We start from the raw sequence: 10,574 nt of genomic DNA, 5'->3' as shown, positions 1-10,574 counted from the left end.
ACGTCCGCTGCCGCTCACCGAGCGGGGGTGTCGCACCCGCGCATCGATCGTCGATGCCGCGGCCACCTTGATGTATCAGCGTGGGGTCTGCGCGACCAGCCTCGACGACGTGCTGGCCGCGGCGGGTTCGGGCAAATCGCAGCTATATCAGTATTTCGCCGACAAAGCCGACATGGTCGCCGCGGTGATCGAGCGGCAACTGGAAAATCGTGCTCGCGATCTTCAGACACCGCGCCGAACTGAGTGCTGCGCTGATGTTCACCAGCGGTCCATAGGCCGGCGAGCAGATTGGCACCTACCAGGGCGAGCCTCTCTACCACGCAAGCCTCGACAGTGCTGAATATCGTTTACTTCTGCACGACACTGGGTTCGACGTGGCAACGCACGTCGTGGAAGATGCCACTTGCGGCCTGCACACCATCTGGCTCGCACGACTCAGATAAACCGCGTTAGCCGTAAGCGGCACGGCCCTCCTATTCTTCTTCCAAGAGATTGGAGAGCCGATTCCACCGGAAAGCTTCGTCGCGCTCGCCCGAACGCCCTGAGTCGCAGCGTGAACGAAGCCAAGCGAACCCGCTTGGCTCATGTTGGCGGCTCTTCCTTGGTGCCGCGGCCCAGGTGGCGGAAGCCGGCACACGCTTTCTTGATGCCCAGCAGGTACGGCAAAGTGCTCAACTCGAACTTCAGCGCCGCCCACAGCCGGCCGAAGAAGCTGCGCTCTGGCGCCGCCGGTGGCACCTCGTATGTGGCGAAGTCAATGTAGTGTGTCGACGTTTGTCCGATGCCTTCGAAGTCGTGAAACAGCGGCTTACAAAGCTGGCGCACCGACTCATCGAGGCACTGAGCCACGACGTCGGTCATCAGCACATATTCCGACACTGGTACCGCGTTCTTCAGCATACGGTGCACGAGGATGACGTCGACGCCGGCGAGCTCGACGCGGCGCTTCACCCTTTGCTCCGCCACATCGCCCTCGTGGGCGACGAACTTGAGCGACAGATTGTCCAGCTGCGCGCAGCTCGGGCAGTCGCAGGCATGGTCCTTTTTGATCCTGTCCCGCCGCGCGAGGAACGACTGGCGTATCTGCGACAGCCGGTCGCACACCAGCACTTTGGCGTTGCCGTCTGGTGCCCAGAAGAACGCGGCGTCGCCCTCCAGCTTCGCCAGCTTCAGGCCTTTGCCAGCGTCGATGACCGACTCCAGCAGCTCCGCCACCGTCCGCTGCGCGTGCGCCAGGTGCATCCGGTTCCAATTCATGTAGTGCGTGTATCCGCTGATGTCGGCAATGACGAGAACGGCGCGCTGGATGGCCATGGGTTGGGCAGTGTAGTGACCTGACCCCGGTTGGTTGCTCCAGGGTGTGGCGCGTGGGAGCAACCCAGGCATCAGCCGAAACCGAAACGCCAGGGATCAGCCCGATGTCGCACATGTTCTCCGTGGGGCTGTTCAGTGGGGCGGACGGGACTCTCGCTTCGGCGACCGGACAAGGATGCCGCACCACACAACCGAGTCACGTCGGGGAGCCACCGATTGGACGGCAGATCAGCTCGGTCGGGGCGAGCCCCGCAACGGACTGCGCCACCGAATCCGCGACAGGCCCGGCGGCGGATGGTGTTCAAGAGTCCGCCACAACCGGGCCGGAAGCCGTGACCGCCAGCCCCGCTTGATGTCAGGGGGCCGGGTGCGGGCCCAGGTGCCTGATCCGGTGTCGGGTCATCAGGGGCCTGGCCCTCTGCAGTGGCCGACCGATCGGGCGGCGAGTTGGACGCTGGCATATCGATACTCCGTCGTTGACACACGGGCCCGCGGCGCAATTCCCGACCCGACGGGCATCGTCGAGAAGAGGGCGAAACTGCTGCGGGCGCTTCCCACACGGCGTGTGGACACAATGTACTGTATAGTACAGTACATTGCCTGGGAGCGTAAGGCAGCGTCGGGAGGTCACCGGAGGTGAGCGGTCGGCCGATGGTGTACCAAGCGCCTTGGGTCAGGGCGTCATTTAATGCCGCGGCCGGCGCGGATCGTTTTATAGGGTGATTGACATGCACGGTTCGCTGGCTGACGGGGCTGAACGTCCTTTGCCGCTGACGCAGCGGGGACGGCGCGCGCGCGGGGCGATCATCGATGCCGCGGCGACCCTGATGTATCAGCGCGGGGTCAGCGCGACCAGCCTTGACGACGTGCTGGCGGCAGCGGGTTCGGGCAAATCACAGCTGTATCACTATTTCGCCGACAAAGCCGACTTGGTGGCCGCGGTGATCGAGCGGCAACTGGAAATCGTGCTCGCGGCGCAACCGGCCCTCGATCACGTCGACTCCTGGGCGGGCATTGACGCGTGGGCCACGGAAATCCTGCAGACGCATGCCGCGCCGGGCGGCCCGTTTGCCTGCCCACTGGGGACGATGGCCTCCGAGCTGAAGAACGACGAAACATTTCGGCCCCGTCTAGACGCCGCCTTCCGCCGCTGGGAGGCACCGCTGGCGCGCGGACTGCAGGCGATGAAGGATCGTGGCGAGCTAGCTGAGGACGCCGACCCCGCACGCCTGGCCGCGGCGCTGATCGCGGCGTTGCAAGGCGGGATGTTGCTGGCACGAGTGCGCGGTGACATCGCCCCGCTGCAGGATGCGCTCGGCAATGCGGTGGCACAGCTTCATCACCGGGGCAGCGACCGTGCCCCCGTCGATCGGCGCAGACGCACCCGTCGGCGATAACCCGCCAAACGGACGAGTGGCCCCCTCAGTGCTCAGACTGGATGTAGCGCAGCAAGCCAGCTACGTCGTCTGGGACCAGTCGACCGATCGCGCCGCATAGACCGCGGTGAGGACGGCGCCATCGGGTTCCAGCACGAACCCGGTCGACTGCAGATATTTCGGCTCGGCATTGGCGTAGCTACCGACCGCAGCGCCGACCGCGGCGGCGTCGGCGTTATGCCCGACGGGAAATCCCAGCTTGTGCTTGTGGACGGTGTCGGCCGAGGTGGCCTCGTCGTCGACGGAGAACGCCACCACCTTGGCGTTGAGTTCGGCCAGTTTGGGCTGCGCCCTGCCGAACGCCGCGAGCTGGGCATTGCAGTACGGGCACTACGACCCTCGGTAGATCAGCACGACACCGTACGAACCGGCCAGATCCTCAGGGATGGACAACGTCCCGCCGGCCACGCTGGCGATCTTCAGCTCCGGAAACTTGTCACCGTTTTGTAGGACGGGCATTACCGCCGACTCCTCCACAATATCGAACTGTACTAATTAGTACATCCTTGTTGTCCGACCCGGCCCGTCAAGCCGAATGCCACCTCGCCAACGCGCTCGCAATGATGTCTTGTGCATCAGGTCGATGCCAAGATCCCGCCGTGACCACCGCCACGGCATTTCGCTCAGACCTATAGCGCCGGCGAGCGCGGCATCCCCGGCGACCAGACACAGCGCGAAGAACGCCACCGCGGGCGCCGCGGGAATGCGGCGAGAAAGCCCGGCGAGTGTGACTGCCAGCGCCGCCAGGTTTGCCTGGGCGAGGTGGCCGACGACGACGCGCGGGTAACCGGCCGCAACCCGCCGGCGCGTCAGCTGCTCGACCACCCGCACCGGCAGATCGCTCGGCGGCCGCTTCGTCACCAGCATTTCGAGATGCTGCGAGGCGGTCATCGCGGTACTCGCGGCCGCGGTTCTGAGGAGAAGATTCCCCCCAGGTCTGCTGACGTTCACTAGTGGACCCCCTTCGACGAGGTGTTGTTTCGACTGGTTGGGCGAAAGAGGAAGGCTGGCGCGCGCTTGTCGGGTGTTCGGAAGACATCGGCGGTGCTCGTACTCAGGGTGCGATCTCCGATCGAACGCGGTGTGGGACAGGGGCTTTAGTTGTCTTCGGTCCGTGGGAACGTCATCTCGGATCGCCCGACACATAGTGTACCATACGGTACAGTAGCCGTTGTACGTATGAAGAAAGGGAATCATTATGACTCAAGCCGATAAGACCGTCCTGATCACCGGAGCAAATACCGGTCTCGGCAAAGACGTCGCGCGGCAGCTAGCTGTCCTCGGCGCGTTCGACACGATCTACTTGGCGTGCCGAGACGAGGCGAGGGCGCAGGCGGCGAAGTCCGACCTGCAGCGGATCACGAACAAGTCGACCTTCGAGATCTTGCTCATGGACACATCTGACCTCACCTCGGTCAGGTCGGCGATCCGCACGCTCCGTCAACCGCTGCATACGATGCTCATGAACGCCGGCGGCACCGGCGGCCCGACTCCGATGGCTCTCACCAGGGAGGGGGCAACTAACATCTTCGCGTCGAACGTGCTGGGTCATGTCGTGCTGCTGGAGCAGTTGATCGACACAAGAATGCTGACCACGGCCGCCGTCCTGACCGGAAGTGAGGCCGCACGCGGCGTGCCCAAACTCCGGATCAGGCGGCCGACGTTCTCCGACTGCTCTGTCGAGGAGTTCGCGACCGTGATCGACGGATCGTACTTCCGCGACCGTAAACTCGAGCCGATGCTGGCGTACGGGCAGGTGAAGTACCTCGGCGCGTTGTGGATGTCTGCGCTGGCGCGCAAGCACCCCGACCTGCGGCTGGTCACCATGAGCCCGGGAAACACCGCGGGCACCGAGGCGCTCAGGGACTCGGGGTTGTTGACCAGAGCACTGCTCCAGCACGTGGTGCTGCCTTACGTTGCGCCGGCATTCGGTGTCGGCCACAAGCTCGAGGTCGGCGCGAAACGCCTCGTCGACGCGATCGTTGACGACTCATTTGACAGCGGCGTCTTCTATGCCAGCGCGCCCAAGGAGATCATCGGTCCGGTAGTCGACCAAGCGCTCATCGTCGCGGACTTCCACAACGAGACTGTCCAAGATCACGCCGACGAGGCCATCCACCGGTTCATCCCCGCCTCCGCCCCGTATTCGCCCACAGCCACTCTTGACGACTGAACGAGTCGACGCTTGGTGCTGGGCGCCGGGAACATCGGATGCCCATGATCGTGAGGCGAAACGAGTAGTCGACTTGTTTGGCTCGCCAGAGCCGCACCAGGTCATGTCCAGCGGTATCGCCCAGAAGTCTGGTGAGATCGGCGTCCACCGAGAGCGGGTCGACAAGCGTGCCGTACAGGTCGAACAGCAGTACCTCGGTGTCACCGACGACCCGTGGCGGTGCTATGGCAGTTCCGATCGCGGAGTGGCAGCGACGAACCGGGCGACCACCTGGGCGAGCTCTTCGCCTTTGTCCTCTTGAAGGAAGTGGCCGGCGCCGGTGATGGTGACTGGAGGATGCGCGGCCGCCCCGGGGATTTGCGCGCGCAGGAGCGCGTCCGCGCCGCCGGTGATGGGGTCGGAGTCTGAGAATGCGCACAGAAATGGGCGGTCGAAGCGGCGCAGAGATTCCCACGCGGCCCGGTTTCGGGGTGCGGCGGGGTCATCGGCGGTTGTGGGCACCAGCATGGGGAACTGTCGGGCGCCTTCTTTGAAGGTGTCGTCGGGGAACGGGGCGTCATAGGCGGCGACCACGTCATCGGTGAGGGCGGTGAGACAGCCCCCGTTCACGATCTTCCCGGCCTGAAATTCCGGTGTCTCCTGGCTGTAGCGCTGCCAGGCCAGGAAGGCCTCGCCGGGATGCTGGCCGCCGGTCGGCAGGAACGTGTTGGCGGCGATCACCCTGGTGAAACGGTCGGGGTGCTCGCCGACAAGGCGCAGTCCGATGAGACCACCCCAGTCCTGGCAGACCAGGGTGATGGCGTCCAGGCCGATCGCCTCCAGCGCAGCCCAGGTCCAGTCCACGTGCGCCTGGTAGGTGTAGTCATTGCGGCTGGCGAGCTTGTCGCTGCGGCCGAAACCGATCAGATCGAGCGCCACTGCTCGCAGACCCGCATCGGCGAGCACCGGGATCATCCACCGGTACAAGTAGGACCACGACGGTTCGCCGTGCAGCAACAAGACGAGTTCTCCGCCGCGGGGGCCCTCGTCGAGATAGTGCATCCGCAGCCGGCCACCATCACCGGCGTCGACCTCGACGTAGTGCGGTTCAAACGGGTAGTCGGGCAATCCCACGAATCGCTCGTCGGGAGTCCGGATAACCTGCATCACTGTTTCTCCTCACGCCATCAACACATCTCACAATGTACTGCACAGTACAGTAGGCGTAGGGTTGCCCTCATGACAAAGCGCCTTTGCGTTCCGGGTCCCGCAGCCATCGCGGCTATCACCACGAGCTTGCTGATCACCGGGATTGCAGCGAATTTCGGTCCGGTGTCGCCGTCATGAGCGACGCCGACCTGAACTTCTACTTCGATCCGGTGTGCCCGTTCGCCTGGATGACCAGCAAATGGGTGCGGATGGTGGCAGAGCAGCGCGACTACCGAGTGGACTGGCGGTTCATCTCGTTGCGGATGATCAACGCCGACATCGACTACGACGCCCACTTCCCGCCCGGCTACGAGGCCGGGCACACTGCTGGCCTTCGCCTGCTGCGGGTCGCGGCACGTGCGCGTACGCTATACGGCCGCCCCGCCATCGGGGCGCTGTATGCGGCGATGGGCGCCCGTATCTTCGACGCCACCATCGACGACGATCCGATGACGGGATCGGACCGGGGAAGTCGCGCATTCCTCGAGCCCATCCTTGGCGAGGTCGGGCTGCCGGCTGAGCTGTCGGAGGCACTCGAGGACACCTCCTTAGACGCCGAGCTTCGCGCTGAGACCGACGAGGCATTGTCGCTGACCGGCAGAGATGTCGGCACCCCGATCCTGCAGTTCCGCCCTCCGGGCGGGGCGGCGTTCTTCGGGCCGGTGATCAGCCGCCTCCCGAGTCACGAACAGGCAGGCCAGCTCTGGGACAACGTGCTCGGGTTGGCCAGTTTCTCGGGTTTCGCCGAGCTCAAGCGCAGTCTGCGGGAACGGCCCCAGCTCGCCAGCTTCGGTGTCGCCGCCGACTCGGTGGGGATCGAGGAAGACTGGCACGCCGGCAGCCGACGCACCACCGAGTAGCCACACCCCAGCCCGTGGGGAACCCGGATTTCGCTCAATGCTTTAGCACTAGTACCGTCGGCCAGCGCGAACCCACCCACGATGTCCATCTGCCACAGCTCCATCGCCGCACCAAGTTTGTGGGCGGAGTCGGCTTATTTGTCGTCGGGGTTGAGGGCCAGGAAGGTCAATCCGGCGGCGGCGCCCGCGATGACCTGCGCCACAAGGTACACCCACAGCGTCGGCCAGGCGAAGATGTGCATCACGGCACCGGCGAAGGTGACCGCAGGGTTGAACGCGCCACCTGAGATGCCGCCCACCGCGACGGCGCCGGCCAGCACCGTGAACCCGATCGCCAAGCCGTAGAAGGAGTTGGTCGGGTGGTCTTTACTGGTCGCCACATTCAGCACCACATAGGCGAGCGCGAAGGTGAACAGCAGCTCAACGACGAACGCCGCCAACAGGGTTGAGCCCCCTAGGGTCATTGTCGCCGTGGCGGCGGTTTGCGTCGGATCGATGACCGTGCGCACCAGCAGCGCCGCGATTAGCCCGGCACCGGTCTGGCTCAGCCAGTATGCGAGCGCATCGCGCAGACCGATCCGGTGGCGTATCAGCGCGGCCAGAGTGACCGCGGGGTTGTAGTGCCCGCCCGAGAGATGGCAACCGGCGTAGATCATCACCATCAGCGCCGCGCCGATGGCCAGTGGGGCCAGTGCGCTGTGACTGCCTACGGCGGCGCCGACCGTGAATACCAGAAAGAATGTTCCGATCGCCTCGACCGCGTACTTCACCGCCGGTCGAGGGCCGGTTGCGATGACGGGTTCGACGGGGAGTTGTTGAGTCGATGCGTGAGATGTGCTGAGGTCCATGGCTTTTCACAGTCGTACTCCGCGCGACAATAGTCGTCACAGTTAACGGGCGACTATCTGGCAGCTACCCGTAGTTCTGGTTTACCTGGTAGCGGTAACGAGACTAGAAGTGAGAGCAGTGACCTGGTCGACGATTGACGCCTATGGCAAACCGTCATCGGGAGCTGAGCGCCCGTCAAGCCAGTTGACATGTTGAACAGATATCGACCGGCGTCAAATGTGTCGGGATTGATGTTGATTCAGAACGCCTCGGATTCAATCAGGCCGCCCTTGCGGCCGTCGATGCGCACCCGCTTCTCACACCACCGGGTAGAGGACCCTGGACAAGGGTGTCATCTCAGTTCCGCCTTTCAGTTGGCGGACGCGATGATGTTGTTCTTTGATGCCTGCGCCGCCAACGTTGCTGCGCGGGCGTGATGTCCTGAGGTCACACCGGGAAGGCGTTACCGCTGTCGCCGAGCGGTCACCGGCCGTCAATATTTCGCCTGTTCTCAGGAAACCACAGACTGTACTTGACAGTACAGTCTGTGGCGGGGACTGTGGATCGCAAGGCAGAGCGACCAGTCCGTTTCAAGGAGCAGCGATGAAGGTTCGCCCGGGCGACGTTGTACGTATCCGCGAGTTGTACAGCGTCGACGACAGGCCGATTCCGGTCCCCGATGCCGCGCGGTTGACCCACCTGCAGTTCAGCCGGTTCGCGGGCTGCCCGATCTGCAACCTCCATTTGCAATCGATGGTGGACCAGCACGGCGAAATCGTCGCCGCGGGTGTTCGCCAAGTGGTGTTGTTTCACTCCACGCCGGACGAAGCAGGCACCTACGCAAGGGAGCTACCCTTCGACGTGGTTGCGGATCCGGACAAGGAACTCTACGAGGAATTCGGAGTGGAAACGTCGTTGCGGGGTGTGCTCGATCCGTGCGCGACGGCACCAGTGGTCAGAGGACTTTTTCGGCCTGCCGGGACGGAGCGGGTGCGTCCCTGGACCCGAGGCCCGACCCACCCCACAGGGGGCCGCCTCGGGCTTCCGGCGGACATACTGTTAGACCCCGCCGGGGCGGTTCTCGCCTGTAAATACGGAACCCACGCTTATGACCAATGGTCGGTCGATGAACTGCTCGACCTGGCGGCACATTTCGAACGGGCCTAGCAGGAGTCGATCGGTATCGATAGCGGCGGCACGCGCGCCGAACGGTTCGATGACTTTCCGCCGCCCTCGAGCCCAGCTGTGTACTGTGCGGTACAACTCGCTTCCTGTGGTGTGATCAGGCGCCGCGGGTTGGCTATTCGGAAACGGAGGCGTCGGTGGAGGGACGTGTTGTGACGGTGCATCAACAGCCGGTGCCCAACGGAAGCACCTCCGAGGCTGATCGCCACACCAGAAACGGGCCGCTCGTCGCAATGAGCGCCGCCGGCACCGACACGGTGGCGGTGGACCTCATCTATCGCGCGGCGGTCCGGGGCGTCCCCTGCTGGGCCCGAAATCACCGCGGCCAGGTGCGCGAACTGCCGATGACCCGCTGGATCGGCGGGCCCAACACCACACGCCACGACCGGCTCGCCGATGAGCACGTGCTTGCCCACTGCTCCTCACGCCCAACCCTCGACTTGGGCTGCGGCCCCGGCCGATTCACCGCCTCCCTGCAACAACGCGGATCGGCCGCACTCGGAGTCGACACCTCGCGCGCCGCAGTCGAACTGACACGAATGCGGGGCGGAACCGCCATCCGCGGCGACCTGTTCGCGCCGTTGCCAGCTGAGGGCTGCTGGGATCAAATCCTGCTCACCGACGGCAACATCGGCATCGGTGGCGACCCCGTGCGGACCCTGCGGCGCAGCGCCGACCTGCTCGCACCTGGTGGCGTCGTGATCACCGAGATCGATCCACCGATTACAGCGCTGTGTCACGAATTGCTGCGTTGGGAAACCGAACATAACGTCGGACAATGGTTTCCCTGGTCGCGGGTTGGCGGCCCCGCGCTCGGCGACATCGCCGGTGCCGCCGGGCTTCACGTCACCAACGTCGTCGAGATCCATGCCCGCGTGATCGCCGTGCTGACGGTGAGCAAGGATGGCGAGAAAACCCGGTATGCGAGGTAACGACGAGTGATACAGCACCGCCGCGTCGTCGTAGGGGAGTACTGTTGCCAGTCGCGGCACTGGTGGTGGCGCTGGCCGCAGGTCTGCTGAGCGGTCTCACTTTGGCCCACCAAGCCCAATTTCCGCAGCCGGTCCCCCTGCCAGCGCCCTCCGGAGCGCTGTATGCGGCGATGGGCGCCCGTATCTTCGACGCCACCATCGACGACGATCCGATGACGGGATCGGACCGGGGAAGTCGCGCGTTCCTCGAGCCCATCCTTGGCGAGGTGGGGCTGCCGTGCGTTGAACGATGCGTTCGTCGCGGGCGTGGCCGGCGGGCTGCGCCGTTACCACGAAAAGCACGGCGCCGCGGTCGGCGACCTTCACCTCACGATGCCGATGAGCCTGCGCGAAGAGGGCGACGAGATAGGCGGCAACCGGCTCACCGTGATGCGGTTCGACGTGCCGGTCGGCGTCCCTGATCCGGCCCAGCGAATCCGCCAGATCCACGAGAGAACCGGCAGGGTGCGCCACGAGAAGTCGCTGCCCTACACGCAATGGATCGCCGGTGCCCTCAACATGATGCCGCGGTGGTACATCGGCTCGATCCTGCGCCATGTTGACTTCCTGTGCAGCGACGTGCCGGGAATTCCGATGCCGGTCTTCCTCGGTGGCGCCC

The 10,574-nt window shown here is 64.7% G+C and carries 12 protein-coding genes and 2 pseudogenes; 7 read left to right on the top strand and 7 right to left on the bottom strand.

Annotated features, from left to right (window positions below; translation table 11 throughout):
• The first annotated feature begins 7 nt into the window (after window positions 1-7).
• Window positions 8-340, top strand: a complete 333-nt coding sequence (locus ACLQI9_RS20490) for a TetR/AcrR family transcriptional regulator (RefSeq protein WP_442392081.1) — start codon at window positions 8-10, stop codon at window positions 338-340.
• Window positions 341-582: 242 nt separating this feature from the next.
• Here the strand turns inward: ACLQI9_RS20490 and ACLQI9_RS20485 are convergent, their stop codons facing one another.
• Window positions 583-1,314, bottom strand: coding sequence for a DUF2652 domain-containing protein (locus tag ACLQI9_RS20485; RefSeq protein ID WP_442392079.1), 732 nt, complete (start codon window positions 1,312-1,314; stop codon window positions 583-585).
• Window positions 1,315-2,042: 728 nt separating this feature from the next.
• Between ACLQI9_RS20485 and ACLQI9_RS20480 the strand changes: the two genes are divergently transcribed.
• Window positions 2,043-2,711 (top strand): TetR/AcrR family transcriptional regulator, encoded by a 669-nt coding sequence (locus ACLQI9_RS20480; protein ID WP_442392078.1) that lies wholly within the window; start codon window positions 2,043-2,045, stop codon window positions 2,709-2,711.
• 60 nt (window positions 2,712-2,771) lie between these two features.
• Here the strand turns inward: ACLQI9_RS20480 and ACLQI9_RS20475 are convergent, their stop codons facing one another.
• Genes ACLQI9_RS20475 through ACLQI9_RS20465 form a run of 3 tightly spaced genes read right to left on the bottom strand, consistent with a single transcriptional unit; the run spans window position 2,772 to window position 3,617 of the window.
• A complete protein-coding gene (locus ACLQI9_RS20475) occupies window positions 2,772-3,029 on the bottom strand; it encodes a hypothetical protein (protein ID WP_442392080.1) in 258 nt (85 codons plus the stop codon).
• Between the two features lie 51 nt (window positions 3,030-3,080).
• Entirely contained in the window at window positions 3,081-3,209 is a 129-nt protein-coding gene (locus ACLQI9_RS20470) for a hypothetical protein (RefSeq protein WP_442383129.1), read from the bottom strand.
• A 36-nt stretch (window positions 3,210-3,245) separates the two neighbouring features.
• Window positions 3,246-3,617, bottom strand: coding sequence for a hypothetical protein (locus ACLQI9_RS20465; protein ID WP_442392077.1), 372 nt, complete (start codon window positions 3,615-3,617; stop codon window positions 3,246-3,248).
• 331 nt (window positions 3,618-3,948) lie between these two features.
• On the opposite strand from ACLQI9_RS20465, the gene ACLQI9_RS20460 reads away from it, so the two are divergent.
• Window positions 3,949-4,923 (top strand): SDR family NAD(P)-dependent oxidoreductase, encoded by a 975-nt coding sequence (locus ACLQI9_RS20460; protein ID WP_442383815.1) that lies wholly within the window; start codon window positions 3,949-3,951, stop codon window positions 4,921-4,923.
• Between the two features lie 222 nt (window positions 4,924-5,145).
• Here ACLQI9_RS20460 and ACLQI9_RS20455 read toward each other — a convergent pair whose 3' ends face one another.
• Window positions 5,146-6,069, bottom strand: coding sequence for a haloalkane dehalogenase (locus ACLQI9_RS20455; protein ID WP_442392076.1), 924 nt, complete (start codon window positions 6,067-6,069; stop codon window positions 5,146-5,148).
• A gap of 176 nt (window positions 6,070-6,245) precedes the next feature.
• Between ACLQI9_RS20455 and ACLQI9_RS20450 the strand changes: the two genes are divergently transcribed.
• A complete protein-coding gene (locus ACLQI9_RS20450; RefSeq protein WP_442383811.1) occupies window positions 6,246-6,971 on the top strand; it encodes a mycothiol-dependent nitroreductase Rv2466c family protein in 726 nt (241 codons plus the stop codon).
• 134 nt (window positions 6,972-7,105) lie between these two features.
• Here ACLQI9_RS20450 and ACLQI9_RS20445 read toward each other — a convergent pair whose 3' ends face one another.
• Both ACLQI9_RS20445 and ACLQI9_RS20440 read right to left on the bottom strand, forming a co-directional pair.
• Window positions 7,106-7,819 (bottom strand): MIP/aquaporin family protein, encoded by a 714-nt coding sequence (locus ACLQI9_RS20445; protein ID WP_442392075.1) that lies wholly within the window; start codon window positions 7,817-7,819, stop codon window positions 7,106-7,108.
• Window positions 7,820-8,061: 242 nt separating this feature from the next.
• Window positions 8,062-8,145 (bottom strand): annotated as a pseudogene (locus ACLQI9_RS20440) (acyl-[acyl-carrier-protein] thioesterase); the annotation flags it as partial.
• A 257-nt stretch (window positions 8,146-8,402) separates the two neighbouring features.
• Between ACLQI9_RS20440 and ACLQI9_RS20435 the strand changes: the two are divergent.
• The 3 genes and pseudogenes from ACLQI9_RS20435 to ACLQI9_RS20425 all read left to right on the top strand — a co-directional run.
• Window positions 8,403-8,966: a peroxiredoxin-like family protein gene (locus ACLQI9_RS20435; RefSeq protein ID WP_442392074.1), complete on the top strand. Its 564-nt coding sequence runs from the start codon at window positions 8,403-8,405 to the stop codon at window positions 8,964-8,966.
• 155 nt (window positions 8,967-9,121) lie between these two features.
• Complete coding sequence (locus ACLQI9_RS20430; protein WP_442392073.1) at window positions 9,122-9,916, top strand: class I SAM-dependent DNA methyltransferase; 795 nt, start codon at window positions 9,122-9,124, stop codon at window positions 9,914-9,916.
• A 279-nt stretch (window positions 9,917-10,195) separates the two neighbouring features.
• Window positions 10,196-10,574: pseudogene (locus ACLQI9_RS20425) on the top strand (WS/DGAT domain-containing protein); the annotation flags it as partial.

The organism is Mycobacterium sp., assembly GCF_052143115.1.
In the GTDB taxonomy this organism is placed as follows: Bacteria; Actinomycetota; Actinomycetes; order Mycobacteriales; family Mycobacteriaceae; genus Mycobacterium.
The sequence above is the reverse complement of the archived record's forward strand: the minus strand, read 5'-3'. Positions and strand labels throughout refer to the sequence as shown.

Bases quoted from the DNA above. Each gene is read 5' to 3' on its own strand.
- ACLQI9_RS20485 (WP_442392079.1), bottom strand. From the start codon at position 1,314: ATGGCCATCCAGCGCGCCGTTCTCGTCATTGCCGACATCAGCGGATAC.
- ACLQI9_RS20480 (WP_442392078.1), top strand. From the start codon at position 2,043: ATGCACGGTTCGCTGGCTGACGGGGCTGAACGTCCTTTGCCGCTGACG.
- ACLQI9_RS20470 (WP_442383129.1), bottom strand. From the start codon at position 3,209: ATGCCCGTCCTACAAAACGGTGACAAGTTTCCGGAGCTGAAGATCGCC.
- ACLQI9_RS20465 (WP_442392077.1), bottom strand. From the start codon at position 3,617: ATGCTGGTGACGAAGCGGCCGCCGAGCGATCTGCCGGTGCGGGTGGTC.
- ACLQI9_RS20460 (WP_442383815.1), top strand. From the start codon at position 3,949: ATGACTCAAGCCGATAAGACCGTCCTGATCACCGGAGCAAATACCGGT.
- ACLQI9_RS20455 (WP_442392076.1), bottom strand. From the start codon at position 6,069: ATGCAGGTTATCCGGACTCCCGACGAGCGATTCGTGGGATTGCCCGAC.
- ACLQI9_RS20450 (WP_442383811.1), top strand. From the start codon at position 6,246: ATGAGCGACGCCGACCTGAACTTCTACTTCGATCCGGTGTGCCCGTTC.
- ACLQI9_RS20445 (WP_442392075.1), bottom strand. From the start codon at position 7,819: ATGGACCTCAGCACATCTCACGCATCGACTCAACAACTCCCCGTCGAA.
- ACLQI9_RS20435 (WP_442392074.1), top strand. From the start codon at position 8,403: ATGAAGGTTCGCCCGGGCGACGTTGTACGTATCCGCGAGTTGTACAGC.